This window comes from Desemzia sp. FAM 23990 (assembly GCF_045528485.1).
GTDB lineage: Bacteria > Bacillota > Bacilli > Lactobacillales > Carnobacteriaceae > Desemzia.
In genome coordinates, this window is record NZ_JBGQQW010000032.1 from 1 (window position 1) to 19,840 (window position 19,840).

The following is a 19,840-nucleotide window of genomic DNA, read 5'->3' on the forward strand; positions in this document are numbered from 1 at the left end:
ACCTTTACGATTATATTTAGGCGCTCAAACCTATAATTGTATGGTAACGGTCTTCCTCTTTTTTTGTCAACTTAAAAAACGATCGTCATTCGTCTTTTATTTCTACCACCGAATATTTTACACTAAGCATAACCTTCGTGATCAGGATAAAATGTTGGTACCTTGGATATAGAGATCATGTGGTGCATAGTTTCTTCTACACCAAGTTCAGACTGAAAATAGAAACTATCATCTTCTTGCAAAGTAATGTAAACATCTTTCGATTCACTCTTTAAGGCATATACGTTATCCATGATTTTATGATATTCTCCAATATCAATATACTGATTATCGGTATGCTCATAAAATTTTCCTTCATGAAAGATTAATTCATACCCTGTCCCAGTAGCGCCTGGTCCTTCACTAGGTTGATAGTTTCCATCCAAAACCAGACCTGGTTCATAAAAAGTATACGTAGAAAAGCGGCCTAATGTAAAAAATGCTACAGCAACTAAAAAAATAACGATTACATTTTTTCGTTTCATAATAATTGGCTCCCGAATTCGTAGTAGCAAATAATTAAACATCATAATTTATTTAATTAACTGTAGAAAAAATTGATAGAGATAGGCAAATAAATTAAATAATAAAAAACATATCGTAGCAATAATCAAACCAGCATAGATAGACATAAAAAAAGATGGAAGAATATCTTCCCCACTACTGAAAAGGAATGCTAGACTAAACCATACAAAGACTACTCTAGAAGCATTTTTTATTTTCTTTTTTACACCAGGTTCCAACATCTTTTAAACCTCCCTTACTTCATGATTTATCTATTTCAGAACCTTTTTTTAATGGTTACGATACTTTCTCGATTGAAAAAACTTAGTTTATAGAAAGAAATAAATTATATTAAATCAAATATACTCCAGTTTTAATCAAATAGCTACATAAATTACAATCGTTTGTTATTTTATTCACTATACCTTTTATCTATTGCTAGTATTGATTTTTTGATTAAAAATAAAGTGTTGCCCTAACTTTTCATTCGCTTTCATCCTTTCTTTTAGTTGAATTTCATAGTTAAACAAGCTTTTACTTTATTATATATTTACTACCTTCACGAATGCTCAAAGGAGCCATTGAAGGTTTATTTTCATTTATAAAATTTCTCACCCACACTGGATTTGTCTTACTATAGTCACGTAAACTCCAGCCAATCGCTTTGTTGATGAAAAATTCTGTATCGTTCAAGTTGTTTTGAATGATTTGAGCTAATAAGTCCGTATCCGTTTTTTCCTTAAACAGCAGCTGGTGATCGATGGCTACTCTGCGTATCCAAATATTGTCTTCTAAACTCCATTCAACCATGGTTTCTTTTAGTTCTGGATAACGTAGAACTAGAGAGCCTACTACTCCATCTAATCCATCCACTGTATCCCACCAGGACTTCATCGTAATATACTTTTTGATTTTCATCAGGTCTTCAGGTAATAGAATGGATTGAATCGCTAGTAAATAATCCACGCCAGCATAATGAAATTCCCTTTCTGATTTTGAGAAACAGACTTCAACAAAATGAAAATCAATGATTTTCTCTTTTAAAGCTTTATGAAATTCTTTTTGATAAACGGCTTTTCGAGGAGCAGCTGCAATCCCTAAGAAAGGAAACTGATTTCGCATGTAAGCTCCCATCTGAACAGCACGAACCGGATCCCGCAATTCCTCTAATTGTTTAAATATATCTTCATACCACATACTTGTTCTCCTATTCAAAAATACTTTTTACTTGTAATACCTATCCTATTATAGACCATTTTTATAGTGTAAGTTCTTTTTTCTTGGTGCTCGTCTTTTGGAAATGATACATTGTAGAGTCGACTAGATTAGAAATCAATTGAAAATTATCTACAAAACCGCTTAAAAAAGCTCAAGTTTTTAAAGCACTTTCTATTTTGGAATGATATACTATATAAGAAATTAGAACAAAAGTTATATTATTGAACATTACACTTGAATTCTCACTCATCTACGAGACTGATACGGATCTTTGATTTTTTCAAAGCAGCACAAAACGACTATTCATTTTGGAGGAGTTCATTTGAGAAGGGTAACAATTATAGGGTTATCATCTATTATGATTGCAATAATTTTAACAGGTTGTGCAGGGCAAAAAGAATTGGCAGAAAAAAATAAAGCTTTGTCTGCTATTAACGAAGCTAGTCTAAATACAGCTCATCTTAAAAACGGTACCTATACATATACCGCCTCACAAAATATAGAAAAAGAATTCAGTGATATCAACAGTGAAGGAACCTTTATTCATTTAGAAAATGAGTCAATCTGGTACACTCAGACGTCAATAGGTCAACTAGACAATCAAACTCGAACTCTTACAGAAGAAGTTCAACAATCTGGGAAAATGTATCAACGATTTGGTATCGTGAACGAACATAATGAGTACATTGAGGAAAATATCATTCCTGAATGGAAAATTATAGCGGAAGAAAGTAATCTGCCCCCTTTATATTTAGAAGACTTAATTGAAATGGACATTTTGGCAGAAAATATCGAATCAATAGAATTCAGTAACGAGGGCGGTCATACAGTGTATGACCTTACTTACACTGAAGACTATCGTGATTCTGTAATGGAAGAAAACATTGAAGAGCTTGAAACAGCCTTAGAAAATCAGATTTCTGAAAACAGAGATGACTTTTACATTTCTTCATTGAAGAAATCTATTGAAATGCAACGGGATACAGAATTTACAAATAGGAAAGTCCTTATGAAAATAAATAAAGAAAACATACTTGTTTATAGGCTTACAGAAGACTCTTTTGATTTATTGGTAAACGAGTCTATTCAATCAGGCACCTTGACGATTGAAACGATGATTGATGATTACAATAACTCTTCGATTGGAATTGATGTAGATATTTAAACTCTATTGACAAGAAAAATTTAACTAAGGAGGTCATTTTATGAAAAAGTATACTTTACTATTTTGCATTGTGTTTCTTTTTCTATTAGCTGGTTGCTCATCTATCTCTAAAACTGAAGCTGAAGAGCTGATCGTTGAAGAATACAGTAATGACTTAGGAGCAGCTAAGATCATTTCAACAGAAAAGGAAAGCGATGGTTATTATATTCAATGGGAAAACACAGAGGATAAATATAGAGGAACAAGCAAAGTTTCACTTGATGGAGAAATAACGATTATTTATGCGGAAATTGAATAGACTATATTTTTCTACTATTTTATTAAACTACATTCAGTCTTTCCTAGCACGCTGTTGTACTGTATTAACCGAAATATTTGGTACTATGTTAATAATGAAGGAGGTACACAATGCAATTTATACAAACAATGATAGAATTTAAATGGCCCATATTGTTAGTAGAATCTATATTTTTATTGGGTGGATTACTTCTCATAGTTAGTGGAGTCAAAATACGAAAACAAAGCAGACTTTCTGCGGTAGTCAGTTTAATTACAGGAATCGTAATTACATTAGTTTTAGTATATATTATCTTTATCACACTTATATTTGGATATAATTCTTGATTAAAATCCTCAATAGATTTTGATTTTTTAATCCTATCTTCTGTGAACGGAAGATGACTAAAATTGAACCGTAAAAAGAAAGAAGTCTGCTCACTTATTTTATTATTAGGAATAGTTTTATATTTATGTTTATTTGCCAATAGATTTTGAAGCAATGGCACTTATTACGATTTAAGATTGTTCTATTCTATCCGTTTTATCAGTATTATTTTGTGCTTAATCTATATCTGAAACGAATTAATCAAACAGATAAAAGCCGACTCTTCAATCGACTTTTATCTGTTTTTTATTCATTAATTTTTTCTATACAACAAATTCAAAACCAGTTTCCTTTTGAAATGGTGCTTTATATTCTTTAAAGACTAATTTGTACTTAGATTTATCGTCAGGTAAGGCAGGAGATACAACGAACATAAAGGTCTCACTACCCATAGAACCTCCGCCACCTTCGTTTCGACAATCATATTGGACGTCTGATCCTTTAATCGAGAGTTCAAAATGGCTCATTTCTCGAAGTTGCCATTCAGAAATATCTTCAGTAGCGTTGCTATCAATAGTCAAATGAACGGTACTGGCATTCTCATACTGACGTAGGAATGTTACTGAATAAAATTCATCTTCTCTTTCAACTGACTTTAAAATCGGAATATTTTTACGAAACCCTATTGGTTTTATAACAGGTTTATGCACTTCTTCATAAAATAAATTTGAAAAAATGCTGGTTAGAAAACCTTCATAAAAATGGTATTTTTTTGACCAGTCTGCAATGTATCGTTTAGTCGGAAAGCCAGGATTATCATTTGATAGTTCTTTCCGTTGATTGATTAATTGACAAATCTGCTCGTCTATCGTTGCAATTCGTTCATCATAGTGATCTGTTGGTGATTCAAATGGCATTTGTTCCATACTTTAGTCCCCCTAATTAAGTTATGAGCGCAATATAAAAAAAACGCTTTTATTTCGTGGAATACTTTAACTGAAAATCAGTTTTTTAACTTCTTTGATCCTATATCAAACCTCGTTTCTATAAAGGTTGATTAATAGCTTTATGATCAACAATTTTTAACCGATAACTATTAGATGTAAATAAAACGAACAATATCAATAATATCACTATTGCAACAGTGCTGGTTGTATAATAGAAGTTTTCCATCACGCTGCTAGCAATAATAAAAAGAAAAGGTACCAAACACACAATATAAGCTACTTTTGTTGTTGTAACTTCTACTACATTTCCATCTTTCACTTCAAGTTGATTACTGTGCGCCCCAAACTGTGATACTCTCAATAATGAGTTATCACCTTTGATATCCAGTTCTATAGTTTCTTTATAGCTAATTTTTGTGACTTTTTCTCCATTCACTTTCACTGAGAATTTTGCTCCCATACCTATGGAACCCGTCTTACGTTTGATAGTAACTGACATATTTTTCTCCACTCCTCTTTTGTAATAGTATAACAATCAACATAAATCTTTTTCAATAAATTAAGTAAGTAACAGAATATCTTTCATGAGTTCTTTGGGAATAACATCCATCGTTTCTAGATCGCTTATCTCTACATACATTGGCATATATGTTTCTCTATATACACTTGTATATTCCTCACCATTTCCGGTACCAATTTCTCCTGAAATTATGCCCGCTAAGTAATAGAACTGTGTCCCATTAAAATTTATTTTAGTCATACATTCCAGTATTTTCACTTCCACACCCAATTCCTCAAAAGCTTCTCTTTTTGCTGCTGCTTCAGGTTTTTCTCCTATTTTGATTTCACCGCCAGGGAAAACATAGTATACCCTTCCCTCTCTGACTCTTTTAATAAGAAGTATTTTTTCTTTTTGAATGATGACAACAGAACTTCGGTTTCTCATTAACTTCTCTCCTTTAGTCAGCTAAGAGTGATTAAACTATTCTGTTATATCACTGATAATTCTTCTATTCATAAACAAGTTCAACCACTTTTTTATCAAAGGCGTCTCTTAACTATTTAGCTTTGCTAAATATCTTTAGAATACCTTTTGAACTTAAACTTCCTAAAATTAGTGAGATAAGGAGTAACGCTAGTGAAGGTAGGATTTCATTTAACCCTTCATGATAAAAATAATCTTGGAAAATCCACAATCCTAGCAATATATATAAAACAGTGAAGATTCCTGTAAGTACGTAAAAAAGAAATGTTTTAAGAAGTGGCTGGTGTTCGTCTACTCTCTCATCAGGGTTATTCATGCTGCCGCCAGTATGCAGCATTTGCATGCCTTCAAATTTATTACCAGCATTCTGTCCTGTATTTACCCTTGCATACAGGGAGCTATTAATAGTGCTGTTATTATTCTGTTTATTCTGCTGATCTCTATCGCTCATTACAATTCACTCCTTTTTACCAGTCCATAATCTCAAACCTTCCTTAACTAAAAGTTTATTTATTCATTATACTTTTTTAGAAATTTAGCAGTTATCCAGATTTATAAACATAAATATACAACGATAAACTAGCATAAAAAATCCTTTTCAATTACTCTTTTGAACGAATGTACTTAAGTGCTTCACTGATGTATTCATCTTCTCCATTTTTAATGCCTTCTCTGGTTCTGTTAACATAAATATCAGGCTCTACTCCAACTAAGTGGGTTTGTGACTCGTCTAAATTGAGGACTTCGACCATCGTAATTCCACCGAATAATCTTCCGGGAATAGAGTACGTATACATATTACCGTCCGAACCAGCTGTTGGCTCACCTACGATAGTTCCTAATTGATTATTTTTGACGTATTTCAAGAAATATTCCGGCATGCTCATTGACCCAGAATAACCTAAGAAAACAATTTCGCTATCCAAGTTTTTTTCGCTCGCTTCAAATACAGGTTGTTCTTCAATTAAAATTGGAGATTCTCTATCTGGATAAATCGCTGCATGTATTCGAAATATTGGTCCAGCTAATGGCTCATCCGCTAATAACTGTACTACTTCTTGCATTTCAGCAAATGAATACGGATAGCCGCGTAAATCAAAAATAATCCCTTTTGCAGCTTGCAATGTTGTTAAGTTCTCTTTTAAGGCATCTAAAACTGGTTGGTTAAGATTTACATACCAAATGTTTTCTTCCAGTTCTTTTATGGGTTCTTCGCGATAAAATTCATCTAATGATGTTCTAAGCTTTTCAACATCTGTATAGGTGTGATCGGTTCCGTCTCGTTCAATCGTCATTTTTTCTCCAGGTAACTCACGAATGTATTGCAGAGCTCGATATTCTTTTAATTGGGATGACCCTGGAATGGTATCTTGAATCTCTTCAATCCAATTTTTTACATCTATACTTCCAATGGTAAGTAACTGATCTCCTTCTTCAAGTTGTGACTCAGCATCCGTTGCAGTCACAATTACTTCACCATCTACCACGTCTGCTTGGAATGGCCATAATTCTCCCGGTTCTAAAACAAATGAATTAGTATGTGGAAAACGAGTATCACTAATGTTGGCATGACCATCTCCCGTTTTTTCCAGCAAACTCATTAATACATTCAGATACCTTTCTTCCGAATCAGCTTCATAAATTTTATCGAGTGTTGGTATAAGCAGTTCTTCCCAGTTTGTATCAACGACATGGAAGTTCGGATAAAAATGTTGGAAGTTATTCCATACGATAGTTGTTGCAGCGAATTGGACATGCTTATCCTCTGGACTTTCTGAGACAAGAGACGACTCACTTTCCAAACGAGAAAAAGCTTTACGGCTTTCTTCGGTAGAGCCAATCGTTTGCATTTCTTCAAGCGCAATGTTATTCATCGTTTCTCCATCTATTTTTTCAATTCCAAGAGTCAAGGGAACGACAACAGCCAGCTCATTTGTTAACTGAACATTTATTACATCATTTTCTTCTGGATACTCCTCAAATAATGCATTATCTCCTAATATTTGTTCGCCATTCTCTACTTTCGCCTGCACTCGTTCACTGCTATAAATAGATGGTACCAAGTCATCCAATCCTAACCCTTTATGTTGCCATGCAATACGTTCACCATCCGGAGAATCAATTGACGGAAAATCTTCTAAAGAAGGATCATAAAAAGCGATGGTTGGAGCGATTGGCAAATATAATAGTTCTAGTATTTCTCTCAATTCTTCATTATTTCTTGCTCCAAGGACTTTATCTGCTCCATAAACAGCAAAATTATTCCAATTTAGTTCGCTTGCCTCATCACTTGGATGAAAAAAGCGTATGTATCCAAACAGTTTGCTAAATGCATATTCATTTTCAATAACTTGGCTTTTTTCTGGCACTTCTTCGGCTACTTCCATTTGGGAGGAAGCTTCTTTCTGTTGACAAGCCGTTAAAAATAAAAGAATAGAAAAGATAAAAATAAGCCATTTTCCCTTTACATAATTTGTTGGTCGGTACTTCAAGTTATTCATCTATCTCTTCCTTTCATTTAAATTTTTTATCGATTGTTTGACTATAATGTTCCTTCCTTTTTCATAAGGTTACTATGAATAGGAAACTATTTTATCTACAGCATCTAAACAATCCTCTGCAATATGAGTCGGTTTCGCTTTGCTCCATAAGTGTCTCTTTTTGCTCAAGCTTTCGATTCCCACACCAGTCAAGACTAATACACTTTTCATATCGGCATTTTTTGCCAGCATCATATCATTTTTACCAGAATCTCCAACTATATAGCATTCTCATCGGTCTAAATCATGTTTTTTAACAGCTTCATTTACAAATAAAGGCTGAGGTTTCTTGCAGTTGCAGTTGTCTATTTTGGCATGTGGACAGGTATACACTTCAGTTATCTTAATGTTGTGATCTTCTAATTCGTTTACTAGCTTCTTTAAGGAACCATTATATTCTTCAAGCGTCATTCGTCCATGAGAAATATGACTTTGATTCGTAATGATGATATTTAAAAAATCTTTTTGAGCAGCTTTTTGTAATGCGGGTATAGCTTGATCAAAGAACTTGAAGTCAATATTTAGTAAAGAATGACTATTTCCGCCTAAAGTACCTAATAGGTCCCAAAATATTGCCTTATTCATAAATGGACTTTGCTCCTTATATTTTTTTACGTCATAGAACTTTATCAGAATTAATTTGGCACTCCGAATATTAAAATATGTATGGGGTAGAACTAGTTAATCATTGTCCAAATTTATCCAATACCTTTGTTTGATTTTCTTTCCTTCAAGTAATTCATTTTCTAAAATTCCGCCATTATTCAGAATAGTCTTTGCTGAGGCTAGATTGTCTTTGTCACATGTGATCAGTACTCTATTGATTTTCAGCTTTTTACATTCAATTAAAGCCAATGCTAACATTTCAGTAGCAAAACCTTTTTGTCTTTCTGATTTTCTAACACTATAACCAATATGACCACCAAAATGAAATAAATAGTCATTTAACTGATGTCTAATACTCATCATACCGATGAGACTGCCTTCTTGAGAAACGGCTATAAATGTAGTCGCAGATACTGAACCTTTCCTTACAGTGTCTTTTTGAAAAATATTATTGACCGAACTAAGCCATTCTTCAAAGTTTGCATGATTGATTAAATAGCTTGTTCCATCAAGATTGTCCTGATTCTCAATAAATTCTTTCCGATAGTTCATAATTTCATCTTTATACCCTATACTTGGTAATAATAATTTTACTCTGTTCAAATTGCTTACCTCCAGTCTAATGTAGGGATCATTTCATAATCGGCAGCTCATCAAAGCTTATATTAATATTCTTGTCTCTTTTCATCCATAAAGAACTACCTTAAATTTTCCTCAAATATTTCTAACTCATCTTTATCTATATTGACTTCTCCAAGCGCCTTATAGAATAATTGAGAATGCTTTCCTTCAAATACTACAACCGTCATAGAGTGAATATCATTTTCTAATAGATCCATGAAGCCAGATTTAAACAATTCTCGTCCTAATCATTTTTTCCTAATATGCTTATAAAATGTATAATATTCCGAATAATTCTACGAGGTATCATGGGTATTTGCCTGTTCTTTCAATTCCCCCATTTGAATAACCAATACTTTGTTCATCATTAGTTTCAGCAATCTACACAATTTCAGTAGATAGGATATTTCTCCATATCTGTATTCTGCTCATATACGTAATCTAATTTAAAAACTCATCAAGAATCAAATTTTTATAGGTCATTTTCCAAGCATCCACCTATACAACCGCAATTTACTTAGCGTCTTCAATCACGGCTGTTCTTATTTTCATTTCATTCCTCATATTCTTATTTAAGTGCTATATTTCCTTGATATACTGAGTTTTCTAATTTATATTTTTTGTGAAAAATTATAAAAGCTTCTTTTCCCAATTGTTGTTATAGAATTCGTAATAAAATTCTGATAGATTTGGATTTATAAAAATTTCATACATTTCAAAAAAATCTGTAGCTGTTTGAGAACTCAACAATTCATTTTCATCTATCCAAAAAACTTCCCCTTCATCTGAACTGGTTAGTTCACCTATAAAAGTATCTGTTCTATAGAATAGTACGACATATCTTTCATCTGAATACGTTTGAAACTGCTTAATACCGCATATTATAGGATTTTTTATAATGAGACCAGTTTCTTCTTGTACTTCTCTGATAACAGAATCGTGAAAAGATTCATTTTTTTCAACATGTCCTCCAGGAAAAGTCAAACCAGGCCAATCCAAGCTTTTTCTATCTTGAACCAATATTTGTCCTTTATCATTCTGAATCATACACATATTCGTAAAAACAGCTTTTTCTGATCGGTCCAAATAGCTCATTCCTTTTCTAAATTTAATTATTTATGTATCCTTTATTTTTAATAGAAACTATATTAAAAACGTGTTGTTCTGTTAGTCTGTTATATGTGGTAGGATAATGAATCGTTACTTCATCATTGTCACACCACCGCTTAGTTACAAAATATAAGCATCCAATGACAAACTAGCATCATACTGAAAATTATTCAATGCAGCAAAAGCATAGGGATCCACATCATCAGCTTCAATGCTCATTATCTCGTATTGAGCAATCATCTGCTCTATTGTCCATTTGTAAAAAGGCAGATAGCTTTCAATCTGCTGGATGTCTTTCCCACCAATGTACCCCACTTCTATTTCATTACTATTTTCTGTGTTGTAGAAAAAGATATAAGCCATTACTTCTCCATCTACTATCAATAATTTAGAATGAGTGAAACTTAAGTCTTCCAATATGATTTCTTTCCACTTGGTCATTGTCATTTCTTCACTCAAAGGATTAATCATTTGGTGGAAATCGATATAGTTTTTCAACTGCATTTCTAAGGTATCCTTTTGATTATCTTCAGATGCCATGCCAAACGAGGCGATTTCTCCATGAATAAACATATTATTTTCTGAATGAGTAGGTTTAGCCTCTTTTAGTACTGGTGTATAGCACTTACGAGCTAATTTAAAGCCACACTTATTTAAAAAATCTAAAGCTTGTTGGTCGGTAGATTGAATGGTTATTTGCAACTTTTTAGTATTTGAAGCAAGAAATAACTGGTCAAAAAGTTCTTTCCCGATTCCTTTTTTTCGATAATCTGGATGGATATAAATACTTATGTAATCCCTATATGGATGAATTGAATTGTTCCATAGACTGCCCACCCCCACAATCCTATCTTCTTCTAGAGCTAGCAATGTAAAGGAAGCTTTTTCTCCCCAAATCAAATAATAAGGAGCCTGTTTTAATAAGTTATCTATCTCTTCACCAAATTTTGGTTCATACGGAATAAACATAAACTATTCTCCTCTAAAATAATGGATACTTGACGTTTCTTCTAACCCATCCTTATCATCACTTTATTTTCTGATTAACCATTCATTTTTCTAAAATGAGTACTTTTGTAGCAGCTTCTTCAACAAACTTTTCATTATGGTCTACAGCCAACATAGTCGGCTCATTTAACTGAATAGCATCAATCAACTGAGAAACAATATCTATATCTAAATAATTAGTCCCTTCATCCCAGACGTACACTTCTGAAGGGATCAATAAACTTTTAGCGATATTAATTTTCTTTAGTTCACCTTCGCTCCACTCTTTACTGGAAGAATCGTTAAATTTGGATTTCGACAATCCCAATTCACTTAAAATTCTCCACAATACTTCTTGTTGAGTCCCGTCTAATGCATCAAAAAAGCCAAAGTAATCCTCTTTTCTTAACAGTCGCTGTTCTAAAATAGAGACTTTTGGAGGCAACTGAATCTTATATGTCCCAACGGTTGCCATATCTGAAGGGTTCAATATAAAGTCTAATAACGTCGATTTTCCAACACCATTGTTCCCTTTTATGAATAATCGGTCTCCTGGAAGAAGTTCAAAACTAATCGGCTGGAATAAAGGTTCACCATTCCGAAGAATTGAGAAATCTTTCATGGTAATCAATCTCTTTTTAGGAACCAAGACATGCATTTCCAGTTCCCTGATATTCTGAACATTGTCTATGAGTTGAGATTTTTCGTCTATTTTATTGTCTCGTCGTTTTTGGACCGCTTTTGATTTTTTCATTTGCTTAGCAGCTAATCTACGTGAAGAAGCATCTTTAGACGCATTTTCTTTCTGGCTACCCCAATCAGCCATCCGTTTAGAAGTGTCTTTTAAGCGAGTGATTTCTTTTTTCAGCTGGCCATTTCTTTCCAAAGCTAAATTATTTGCGTTTGTTAACTCTGTTCGCCATGTTTCTACATCTCCGGCAATCAACTCGATCGTTTGTTTATTGATAGACAGGACATGGTCTACAAATTGATTCAAAAAGGCTTCATCATGACTCACGACGATATACCCTTTCTGTTTATTTAAGTATTGAGCAACTAGATTTCGCCCATGCAAATCTAAATTATTGGTCGGCTCATCAATCAAAGGAAATTTATGTTCATCTAAAAACAATTCTAGCAACATCATTTTCGCCTGTTCTCCACCACTTAAAGTAGCAAATGGTTGATACAACAGGTCATAAGGCAACTCTAAAGCATGAAGCTCTTTTTCTATTTCCCACTGCTCCACAGCTGGATTCCTGCTCAACAGTAGATCAATCGTGAATTCACTTCCTGCATTTTCTGGGTAATTTGGGAAGTAAGTAAATTCCAAAGGTGTTTCAATAATTCCTCGGTAATCCAAATTTCCTAGTAAAAGGTCCAGCAGAGTTGTTTTTCCGCTTCCATTTTTCCCGAGAAGCCCTAACTTCCACTCCTCATTGATACTGACATTCATTCCATCAAAAATGGGCTCTGTCATTTTGTCGTGCTGAAAAGTGACATCTTTTAACAATATATTTTTTGACAATTAATTTCCCTCCTAACTCCAAGGCACAATAAAAACAGCCCAAATCCAAAAAATATATACCAGTATTAAAATAGTGAATATGTAACCTGTCAAAATCAATAAGCTTACTAATCTAATGGTGTTTAATTTGATGAAGATATTTTTCTTTGCAAATAAGATTAGAGATATTGAACAAAATATCAATAAACACAAGACTCCTATTCCCATAAAATAAATTCCTGAATTAAAAGGACTCTCTAGATAAACAGCGAATATGCCTACAAACAGTAATATTGTAACCAGTAGAGAATATGAAGCTCTTTTAACACTCACAAAAATTCCTCCTCACAGAGAATTTCAACCCTTTAGTTCCCTTAAGGCTTACGTTCTCAGAATATTTGGTTTATTAAACTTAAGTAATTCATCTTTTTTGCACCCTAACGTTTATCTGTATTCTTACCATGCCGTACCATGCAAATGAATATTCCCTGCTGGAAATGTACTTGCATCTTTTGTAATCGAGCAGATAAGAATTAGAAAGCCACTTCTTGTCACGTAATCATTGGAAAAGTTCTTCTTAACCGTTTCCGTCCGTTGAATCCGTTCAAATCCGCATGATCTATAAAACTGGACAACTTCTTCTCTACAACCTAAGTATCCAAAATGAGCATACTCACTCTTTTGCATAACCTCTATTAACCGATGCATTAGTTGCGTAGCTATGCCAAAACTACGATACTCTTTATCCACTAGTACCCCTCCGATAACAGCAATTTTTACTATGCCCTCTCCAACAGATACCCATCTTTTTTCTGCACCAATATGCCCAACAAGTTTGCCATTCTCATAAGCCATAACCCGCATATCCGCTGGAGAGAAACCATATGGGGACTCTCTTTCCCAAATGTCGTCCTTATCGGTATATTCATTGTTAAACAACATCTCAATATCTTGTAACTCTTCGTCCGTTATAGTTGAATCGTCTTTAACTCTGATTTTGATATCCATCAGTACAGCAGCTCCTAGTAAATATGGTTTTGAGACACTAATCGCTCTACTTCACAAATAAAACAATGAAGTGTCTGTGAATAGATCAATGGTTGGTCTTCGGAAACTAAATGCCCCGCAAAAGGAATGATCGACATGTGAATTTCAGGATTGAGTTCCTTGAAATTTAGAGCGTTAGCTATTTCTTTTTCAGAAGAACCACCAGAAATGCACAACATTGGGACGCTTATAATTGAAACATCTCTTATTTGATCAAATGGATAAGCCTCTTCATTATCAATCACGGATTGAAATAGTCTTCTCCAATCGCCAGTGCCATGCATCTCATCTAATACGAAAGCAACTTCTTTATTGGCTCGGATACTTTTTAGCCCGTCAGCTTCTTCTTGTTCACTTTCGTCCCAATCTTCTGGTTTGATTGGAAAAACACCTGATACCGTTAGTGACTTCACGTATTCAGGATACTTTTGCGCAAACAACAGTACTTCAATCCCACCATAAGAAACACCTGCAATGTGACATTTTTCAATGCCAAAAGAATCTAGAGTATCTTTCACATCGTCTGCAGCATAACTAAAGTAATGCTGTATTTCTCCTTCTGATCCCCCATGACCTCTTAAATCTGGGCGTATGACTTGATAGTTTTTATCGACAAAAAACTGTGTCACCTCTTCGTACATGGAAGAACCAGTATTGCCAAATGAATGGAAAAGCACTAAGGGTTCTCCTTTTCCCTTTACATCTGTATGTAAAATCATAAAATCCTCCTCACAGCTGTTTCCGGCACCATTATTTTGTATCGAGCAACTCTTCCCACTCTTCTCTTAACATGCCCATGCGAATGGAGTCGTAATATTTTCCATCGTAATAACGGACTTTACGGATACGGGCTTCCATTTGCATGCCTAATTTTTCACCTACTCGAATCATGCGTTTATTGCCAGACCAAGTAGTGTATCCGACACGTACTAGCGGCATGGTCGCAAACAAACGATCTATCCAACGACGCATCACTTCTGTGCCGATGCCTTTTTCCCACTGATTGCCAGAATACAATATGATCCCCATTTCCAACCAAAGAGAAGGTTTGTGTTCCCAATAGTAAGTCACGATTCCTATCAAGTTTCCTTCCAGTACTACAACCCACATATCATCTTGGCCCATCCACTTTTCACCCATCGGTAAGAATTCTTCGTATTCCATCGCACGGTGAGGGTAATAAGGCGCGTCCCATTTCTTCCATTCAGGCGCTTCTTCTTTAAAACTCAGCTCCCAAAGGCGAGGTAAATCTTTTTGTTCAATTGGCCGAATCACTAAATTATCAATCATCAATTTTCATCTACTTCCTTATTTTTGTTCTTAATCAACTCAAGTACATAAGCCAAGTCTTTATCTTCTGTCAAATGTTCCGGTGTCCATGGAATGTAAATATCAGGTGCAATTCCTCTCCCATTTGTGGCATATTTTTGATTCATTTTGGAGATACTATAAACAAATTCAAAGTCCCCGTAATCTACAGTGACCACATTCATATAGTCTATGATTCCCATAGTCGCTCGCCCTACAACAGTAACCTTTGGAGATTTCTTAGCATTTGATACAAAAGTATCTCCTGAACTGGCACAAGAATAATCGGATAAGACATACACGTTTGCTGGAGTCGAACGCCCTTCAATTATGACATCAGAATCTTCAAGAACATCCACTAACCCTTTATGTCTGTTTTGTTCAAACAATTCTATTTCATCTTCTGCCCTATCTCTTGTATCATCATCCAATTCTTGCATTAAATAGGCTTTTAGCTCTGGAACCCATAGCTGATAATTTCGTTCTGTATAATTCGTCAGCATGTTTTCATCCTCTGCAAACAAGTCTGTAAAGGTTACTTTTTTATCAAACATATAAGCCAATAAAGAAAAATAAAAAAAGTCATTTCCACCATGATTCACACGGACATCAATTACCAAGTTTTCGCTCGTCTTCAAAGCTGCCTTATTGTCTTGAATAATTTTTTGGATTGGAGCTTCTTGTGCAAAATCCGTGAGTTTTATGTAGGCAGTATTTGGTTCTACTTGTTTAAAAGAATATTCAGGTACTCTAGGTGGTCTATCATAACTAGCAAGAGTTACAACAAATGATGTATGATTTCTTTCAACTTGTATCGTTGTAGCTTTGGTCAGAACAGCATTCCATCTTTGTCGTTCAGGTACATTGTCCTCTAAACGTTTTGCATAAGTAATGGCTAGTTCTGGGATACTAATTCCATCAATCAGCGTTATTTTATCCCTCTCCATAAGACGCTTTTCTTCAGGTGAACTTGTCACGTACAAAGCATCCTTATAGCGTCTTACAGAAAAACCGATATAAGGCATTTCTGTATTTCTAGCCCCAAACCATAAATGACCATCATTAAAATCCAATAAATAATCTTCAATGGTTTCTTCAAATTCTTGATCACTCATATCATTAGTTATGGTGTATCGGTCAGGTTGATTTAGATGTTGGCTGTCTATGTACCCCGCATAATCTTCCTTCATAATTTTTTGGATGTCTTTATAGATTTCTTCTTTTGTAAACATGTTTAATTCCTTTCTGCAATTGCGATTTAAGTCTGACATATACCGCATCTCTATATCATTCAAAATTCATCTTATTTTAATCATTGTATCATATAAAATAGAGCACTTTGTATAATTCATGTTATTATTTCTAAAAAAATAACATTCCCTTACTGAGATACAAACTCACTAAGGGAATGCTATAAGTAATTTATTTCATTCATTTTCTTTCAAAAAACACAGAACTATTTCGCTAAAGAATTTTCTACAATCATTTCACATAAATCTATATAGCTGATGCCCGCAGCTGCAGCTTCTTGAGGAATCAAGCTGGTAGGTGTCATGCCTGGAAGTGAATTAGCTTCTATGAAATAGATATTTTCATTATCATCCATCATAAAATCAATTCTCGAATAGATCGTTAGTCCTAAAAGATGATGAACTTGAAGAGCTAATTTTTGCATCGTTTTTGTTGATTCTTCATTTAAATGTGCTGGCGTAATTTCTTCTGTAAAACCGGCTTGGTACTTATTTTTGTAATCATAAAATCCAGCTTTAGGTATCACTTCTATAACGGGCAACGCTTTTTCCCCTACGATTCCCACCGAAAACTCCCGACCAATAATTCTTTCTTCTACTAATACAGTTTGAGAATAGTTAAAAGCTGATTTTAATGCCGTGCTTAATTCTTTTTTATCAGACACAATCTCTACTCCAATACTCGATCCACTATCGTTTGGCTTCACAACTGCTGGTAATGTCACCGTGCTCGCATCCTTTATTTTTTTTATAACTGTCCATTTTGGTGTTGGAATATGATGAAAAGCCATCAGTTCTTTCGAGATGACTTTATCCATCGCGAGAAGACTACTCTTGTATCCTGATCCAGTATATCGTATACCATGAATATCAAATAAGGCTTGAATTTGACCGTTCTCACCAATCCCACCATGAAGAGCTATAAAAACTATATCAGCTGTTTTGCAGATGTTGAGAACATTTTTCCCCACTGTATCTTTTTGAGTATTTTTCATAAAAACACTAGGCGTTTCTTCAGATACCTGAAATAAATATTCATCCTGATGATTTAAAGAATAAGCACTATCAAAGTCACTAGTTTCCTCATTATCTTGAGCTAGGTCTATCAACAATACTTCATGCTCTTTTTTCATTAAAGCATTCGCTATTTGGCTGCCAGAAGACAGTGAGACATTTCTTTCTTCGCTTATACCCCCTGCAAGTACTACTATTTTCATTAAGTCTCCTCATTTCTTTATATATATTTTTTTTGTTCCAAGAACATTGAACTTTTCTCCTATTATTTTAGCTCATTCACATAACTATATATAGCAAAACTCCTAGAATACCAAAAATAGTAGTCTAGGAGTTTTTTATTATGTTAATAGTGAAATCAAGAACTCTTATTCTTCATGATTTTAATAACATTTAAGAGCAAAAATGTCTACTAGTTTACTTTTGAAATTTTATGCATTACCTTTATCGACAATTTTAACTTCAACTTTCTTATCCAAAGAACGAGCTATATCTTCAATAGTAGAAAATGACGTTTCCACTCTAGCACTTTCAATTCTAGCAATCGTAGAACGTGATTTTTTACCTTCTTTGCAAAGTTTGTCTGATTTAAACCCGTTTGCGTTCTCAACTCAAACATAAGATCTGCTAAATCTAGTTTTATCTGTTCTTCTTCAAAAAACTTGTTTAAATTCTACATTTTCGGACAAACGTTTTTTGATGGTTTCACTATTCTTATTCATTTTCATTCCCCGTATTTTGAGAAAGAAAGCTTTTCTAATTTGCTTTGTTTATCTCTTATTCAGGAGGACTTGTTCATTTTCTTATTAAACCAACGCGAGGTGTTATAGTTGATACCTTGAACTGAACATAACAGCCCCTTTGGTAAGACGCATACGTTCATAAACAGTATAACTTATTCATGACTGATAGTATAATGACACTTCTTTGAAAACAGAATCCCATAGAGACTCATCCTTAGAAATTCCTGAAGGAAGCGGGGTTGCTGGTAGCCATGTCTAGGATGCAATGTGAAAGCGCTGTGGGCATACGCCCAAGTGTATCATGTCTGTAAAGCTGCTGAAGCAGCAACAGCCATGACAAAGCTTGCAAGCTTGGAGACCGCGGCTCCAAGCGCTCCCATGACTCTCACCAAGCAACCCCGATTCCGGAAGGAATTTCTCTACCAACAACGTAAAAAAAGACACTCCCCAAATGGCAAGTGTCTGTAAGTTTAATTCTTTTATTCCAAGAAATCTTTCAATTGTTTCGATCTGCTTGGGTGGCGAAGTTTGCGTAGAGCTTTCGCTTCGATTTGACGGATCCGTTCACGGGTCACACCAAATACTTTACCAACTTCTTCCAATGTTCTTGTACGTCCATCATCTAAACCAAAACGCAGACGCAAGACATTTTCTTCACGGTCCGTTAAAGTATCTAATACGTCTTCCAATTGTTCTTTCAATAACTCATAAGAAGCATTGTCTTCTGGACTTGTAGCATCGTGGTCTTCAATGAAATCGCCTAAGTGAGAATCGTCTTCTTCTCCAATTGGTGTTTCAAGCGAAACAGGCTCTTGAGAAATTTTCAAGATTTCACGTACTTTTTCAGTCGGCAAGTCCATTTCAGCACCGATCTCTTCGGGTGTAGGATCTCTTCCTAAGTCTTGCAATAATTGTCGTTGGATACGAACTAATTTGTTGATGGTTTCAACCATATGAACCGGGATACGGATCGTTCTGGCTTGGTCAGCAATCGCGCGAGTAATCGCTTGTCTGATCCACCAAGTTGCATACGTAGAGAATTTAAACCCTTTAGTATAGTCGAACTTCTCAACAGCTTTCATCAAGCCCATGTTACCTTCTTGAATCAAGTCCAAGAATTGCATTCCACGACCTACATAACGTTTTGCAATACTAACTACCAAACGCAAGTTGGCTTCAGCCAAACTTTGTTTAGCCTCTGGGTCTCCTTCTTCAATACGCTTAGCCAAGGATACTTCTTCATCAGCCGATAATAGATCCACACGTCCGATTTCTTTCAAATACATACGTACAGGATCATTGATTTTCACACCGGGAGGAGCAGTTAAATCTTCTGGTTTTTCTTCTTCTTCCTCTTTGATCAATTGACGTTCAGTAGGATTTCCGTCTTCTCCGACAACACCGATTCCTGCATCTTCAATACGTTGAATCAATTTATCCATGTCTTTTGCTTCCAACGTATAAGGTGTTGCAATTTTATCGGATAATTCGTCGTATTTGATCGTACCTTTTATCTTGTACTCTTTGATCAAGGCTTTTACAGCTTGTTCATACGTTTGTTTGCTTGTAGTTTGTTTATCTGCCATCAAAAAATGCCTCCCCTTTTCCAACTGAATGGTTTAAATCCTCTAACCTTACTCAATCA

At 34.6% G+C, this 19,840-nt stretch carries 22 protein-coding genes and 1 pseudogene; 2 read left to right on the forward strand and 21 right to left on the reverse strand.

What is annotated here, in order from left to right:
• Positions 1 to 122: 122 nt before the first annotated feature.
• The 3 genes from ACEN4I_RS11775 to ACEN4I_RS11785 all read right to left on the reverse strand — a co-directional run bounded on the left by ACEN4I_RS11775 (position 123) and on the right by ACEN4I_RS11785 (position 1,740).
• The gene (locus ACEN4I_RS11775; protein WP_407103146.1) at positions 123 to 524 is read right to left on the reverse strand and encodes a hypothetical protein; all 402 of its coding nucleotides are present in this window, start codon (positions 522 to 524) and stop codon (positions 123 to 125) included.
• Between the two features lie 48 nt (positions 525 to 572).
• Positions 573 to 785, reverse strand: a complete 213-nt coding sequence (locus ACEN4I_RS11780) for a hypothetical protein (protein WP_407103145.1) — start codon at positions 783 to 785, stop codon at positions 573 to 575.
• A gap of 292 nt (positions 786 to 1,077) precedes the next feature.
• Positions 1,078 to 1,740, reverse strand: coding sequence for a DNA alkylation repair protein (locus ACEN4I_RS11785; protein WP_407103143.1), 663 nt, complete (start codon positions 1,738 to 1,740; stop codon positions 1,078 to 1,080).
• Between the two features lie 379 nt (positions 1,741 to 2,119).
• On the opposite strand from ACEN4I_RS11785, the gene ACEN4I_RS11790 reads away from it, so the two are divergent.
• Complete coding sequence (locus ACEN4I_RS11790) at positions 2,120 to 2,926, forward strand: hypothetical protein (protein WP_407103142.1); 807 nt, start codon at positions 2,120 to 2,122, stop codon at positions 2,924 to 2,926.
• A 40-nt stretch (positions 2,927 to 2,966) separates the two neighbouring features.
• Positions 2,967 to 3,224, forward strand: coding sequence for a hypothetical protein (locus ACEN4I_RS11795; RefSeq protein WP_407103141.1), 258 nt, complete (start codon positions 2,967 to 2,969; stop codon positions 3,222 to 3,224).
• Positions 3,225 to 3,853: 629 nt separating this feature from the next.
• Here ACEN4I_RS11795 and ACEN4I_RS11800 read toward each other — a convergent pair.
• From ACEN4I_RS11800 to rpoD, 18 genes and pseudogenes are all read right to left on the reverse strand, one after another.
• Complete coding sequence (locus tag ACEN4I_RS11800; protein ID WP_407103139.1) at positions 3,854 to 4,456, reverse strand: hypothetical protein; 603 nt, start codon at positions 4,454 to 4,456, stop codon at positions 3,854 to 3,856.
• 118 nt (positions 4,457 to 4,574) lie between these two features.
• Complete coding sequence (locus ACEN4I_RS11805) at positions 4,575 to 4,976, reverse strand: hypothetical protein (RefSeq protein WP_407103138.1); 402 nt, start codon at positions 4,974 to 4,976, stop codon at positions 4,575 to 4,577.
• Between the two features lie 60 nt (positions 4,977 to 5,036).
• Positions 5,037 to 5,423, reverse strand: coding sequence for an NUDIX hydrolase (locus ACEN4I_RS11810; RefSeq protein WP_407103137.1), 387 nt, complete (start codon positions 5,421 to 5,423; stop codon positions 5,037 to 5,039).
• 112 nt (positions 5,424 to 5,535) lie between these two features.
• Positions 5,536 to 5,913 carry a hypothetical protein gene (locus ACEN4I_RS11815; RefSeq protein ID WP_407103136.1) on the reverse strand — a complete coding sequence of 126 codons (378 nt, stop codon included), beginning with the start codon at positions 5,911 to 5,913 and terminating at the stop codon, positions 5,536 to 5,538.
• A 151-nt stretch (positions 5,914 to 6,064) separates the two neighbouring features.
• A complete protein-coding gene (locus ACEN4I_RS11820; RefSeq protein WP_407103135.1) occupies positions 6,065 to 7,963 on the reverse strand; it encodes a S41 family peptidase in 1,899 nt (632 codons plus the stop codon).
• A gap of 72 nt (positions 7,964 to 8,035) precedes the next feature.
• Positions 8,036 to 8,224: an HAD hydrolase-like protein gene (locus ACEN4I_RS11825; RefSeq protein WP_407096834.1), complete on the reverse strand. Its 189-nt coding sequence runs from the start codon at positions 8,222 to 8,224 to the stop codon at positions 8,036 to 8,038.
• A 9-nt stretch (positions 8,225 to 8,233) separates the two neighbouring features.
• Entirely contained in the window at positions 8,234 to 8,587 is a 354-nt protein-coding gene (locus ACEN4I_RS11830) for a hypothetical protein (RefSeq protein WP_407096796.1), read from the reverse strand.
• Positions 8,588 to 8,683: 96 nt separating this feature from the next.
• Positions 8,684 to 9,211, reverse strand: a complete 528-nt coding sequence (locus tag ACEN4I_RS11835) for a GNAT family N-acetyltransferase (RefSeq protein ID WP_407096795.1) — start codon at positions 9,209 to 9,211, stop codon at positions 8,684 to 8,686.
• Positions 9,212 to 9,859: 648 nt separating this feature from the next.
• Entirely contained in the window at positions 9,860 to 10,315 is a 456-nt protein-coding gene (locus ACEN4I_RS11840; RefSeq protein ID WP_407096794.1) for an 8-oxo-dGTP diphosphatase, read from the reverse strand.
• Positions 10,316 to 10,459: 144 nt separating this feature from the next.
• The gene (locus ACEN4I_RS11845; protein WP_407096793.1) at positions 10,460 to 11,308 is read right to left on the reverse strand and encodes a GNAT family N-acetyltransferase; all 849 of its coding nucleotides are present in this window, start codon (positions 11,306 to 11,308) and stop codon (positions 10,460 to 10,462) included.
• An 82-nt stretch (positions 11,309 to 11,390) separates the two neighbouring features.
• Positions 11,391 to 12,854 carry an ATP-binding cassette domain-containing protein gene (locus ACEN4I_RS11850; RefSeq protein ID WP_407103133.1) on the reverse strand — a complete coding sequence of 488 codons (1,464 nt, stop codon included), beginning with the start codon at positions 12,852 to 12,854 and terminating at the stop codon, positions 11,391 to 11,393.
• A 435-nt stretch (positions 12,855 to 13,289) separates the two neighbouring features.
• On the reverse strand, positions 13,290 to 13,841 hold the full coding sequence (locus ACEN4I_RS11855; RefSeq protein WP_407103132.1) for a GNAT family N-acetyltransferase: 552 nt from the start codon (positions 13,839 to 13,841) through the stop codon (positions 13,290 to 13,292).
• Positions 13,842 to 13,855: 14 nt separating this feature from the next.
• Positions 13,856 to 14,599, reverse strand: coding sequence for an alpha/beta fold hydrolase (locus ACEN4I_RS11860; RefSeq protein ID WP_407096790.1), 744 nt, complete (start codon positions 14,597 to 14,599; stop codon positions 13,856 to 13,858).
• Between the two features lie 31 nt (positions 14,600 to 14,630).
• Positions 14,631 to 15,170, reverse strand: coding sequence for a GNAT family N-acetyltransferase (locus ACEN4I_RS11865; protein WP_407103131.1), 540 nt, complete (start codon positions 15,168 to 15,170; stop codon positions 14,631 to 14,633).
• Complete coding sequence (locus tag ACEN4I_RS11870; RefSeq protein ID WP_407103130.1) at positions 15,170 to 16,420, reverse strand: S41 family peptidase; 1,251 nt, start codon at positions 16,418 to 16,420, stop codon at positions 15,170 to 15,172. The genes ACEN4I_RS11865 and ACEN4I_RS11870 overlap by 1 nt, the downstream gene beginning before the upstream one ends.
• 224 nt (positions 16,421 to 16,644) lie before the next feature.
• Complete coding sequence (locus tag ACEN4I_RS11875) at positions 16,645 to 17,655, reverse strand: D-alanine--D-alanine ligase (protein ID WP_407103129.1); 1,011 nt, start codon at positions 17,653 to 17,655, stop codon at positions 16,645 to 16,647.
• A 228-nt stretch (positions 17,656 to 17,883) separates the two neighbouring features.
• Positions 17,884 to 18,039: pseudogene (locus tag ACEN4I_RS11880) on the reverse strand (helix-turn-helix domain-containing protein); the annotation flags it as partial.
• Between the two features lie 635 nt (positions 18,040 to 18,674).
• On the reverse strand, positions 18,675 to 19,781 hold the full coding sequence (rpoD, locus tag ACEN4I_RS11885) for an RNA polymerase sigma factor RpoD (protein WP_407096786.1): 1,107 nt from the start codon (positions 19,779 to 19,781) through the stop codon (positions 18,675 to 18,677).
• Positions 19,782 to 19,840 lie beyond the last annotated feature (59 nt).

Excerpts from the sequence above, each read along its gene's own strand:
- ACEN4I_RS11860 (WP_407096790.1), bottom strand. The coding sequence starts at position 14,599 with ATGATTTTACATACAGATGTAAAGGGAAAAGGAGAACCCTTAGTGCTT.
- ACEN4I_RS11795 (WP_407103141.1), top strand. The coding sequence starts at position 2,967 with ATGAAAAAGTATACTTTACTATTTTGCATTGTGTTTCTTTTTCTATTA.
- ACEN4I_RS11805 (WP_407103138.1), bottom strand. The coding sequence starts at position 4,976 with ATGTCAGTTACTATCAAACGTAAGACGGGTTCCATAGGTATGGGAGCA.
- ACEN4I_RS11845 (WP_407096793.1), bottom strand. The coding sequence starts at position 11,308 with ATGTTTATTCCGTATGAACCAAAATTTGGTGAAGAGATAGATAACTTA.
- ACEN4I_RS11800 (WP_407103139.1), bottom strand. The coding sequence starts at position 4,456 with ATGGAACAAATGCCATTTGAATCACCAACAGATCACTATGATGAACGA.
- ACEN4I_RS11830 (WP_407096796.1), bottom strand. The coding sequence starts at position 8,587 with ATGAATAAGGCAATATTTTGGGACCTATTAGGTACTTTAGGCGGAAAT.
- ACEN4I_RS11780 (WP_407103145.1), bottom strand. The coding sequence starts at position 785 with ATGTTGGAACCTGGTGTAAAAAAGAAAATAAAAAATGCTTCTAGAGTA.
- ACEN4I_RS11785 (WP_407103143.1), bottom strand. The coding sequence starts at position 1,740 with ATGTGGTATGAAGATATATTTAAACAATTAGAGGAATTGCGGGATCCG.
- rpoD (WP_407096786.1), bottom strand. The coding sequence starts at position 19,781 with ATGGCAGATAAACAAACTACAAGCAAACAAACGTATGAACAAGCTGTA.
- ACEN4I_RS11775 (WP_407103146.1), bottom strand. The coding sequence starts at position 524 with ATGAAACGAAAAAATGTAATCGTTATTTTTTTAGTTGCTGTAGCATTT.
- ACEN4I_RS11855 (WP_407103132.1), bottom strand. The coding sequence starts at position 13,841 with ATGGATATCAAAATCAGAGTTAAAGACGATTCAACTATAACGGACGAA.
- ACEN4I_RS11865 (WP_407103131.1), bottom strand. The coding sequence starts at position 15,170 with ATGATTGATAATTTAGTGATTCGGCCAATTGAACAAAAAGATTTACCT.
- ACEN4I_RS11810 (WP_407103137.1), bottom strand. The coding sequence starts at position 5,423 with ATGAGAAACCGAAGTTCTGTTGTCATCATTCAAAAAGAAAAAATACTT.
- ACEN4I_RS11790 (WP_407103142.1), top strand. The coding sequence starts at position 2,120 with ATGATTGCAATAATTTTAACAGGTTGTGCAGGGCAAAAAGAATTGGCA.
- ACEN4I_RS11820 (WP_407103135.1), bottom strand. The coding sequence starts at position 7,963 with ATGAATAACTTGAAGTACCGACCAACAAATTATGTAAAGGGAAAATGG.
- ACEN4I_RS11875 (WP_407103129.1), bottom strand. The coding sequence starts at position 17,655 with ATGAAAATAGTAGTACTTGCAGGGGGTATAAGCGAAGAAAGAAATGTC.
- ACEN4I_RS11815 (WP_407103136.1), bottom strand. The coding sequence starts at position 5,913 with ATGAGCGATAGAGATCAGCAGAATAAACAGAATAATAACAGCACTATT.
- ACEN4I_RS11870 (WP_407103130.1), bottom strand. The coding sequence starts at position 16,420 with ATGTTTACAAAAGAAGAAATCTATAAAGACATCCAAAAAATTATGAAG.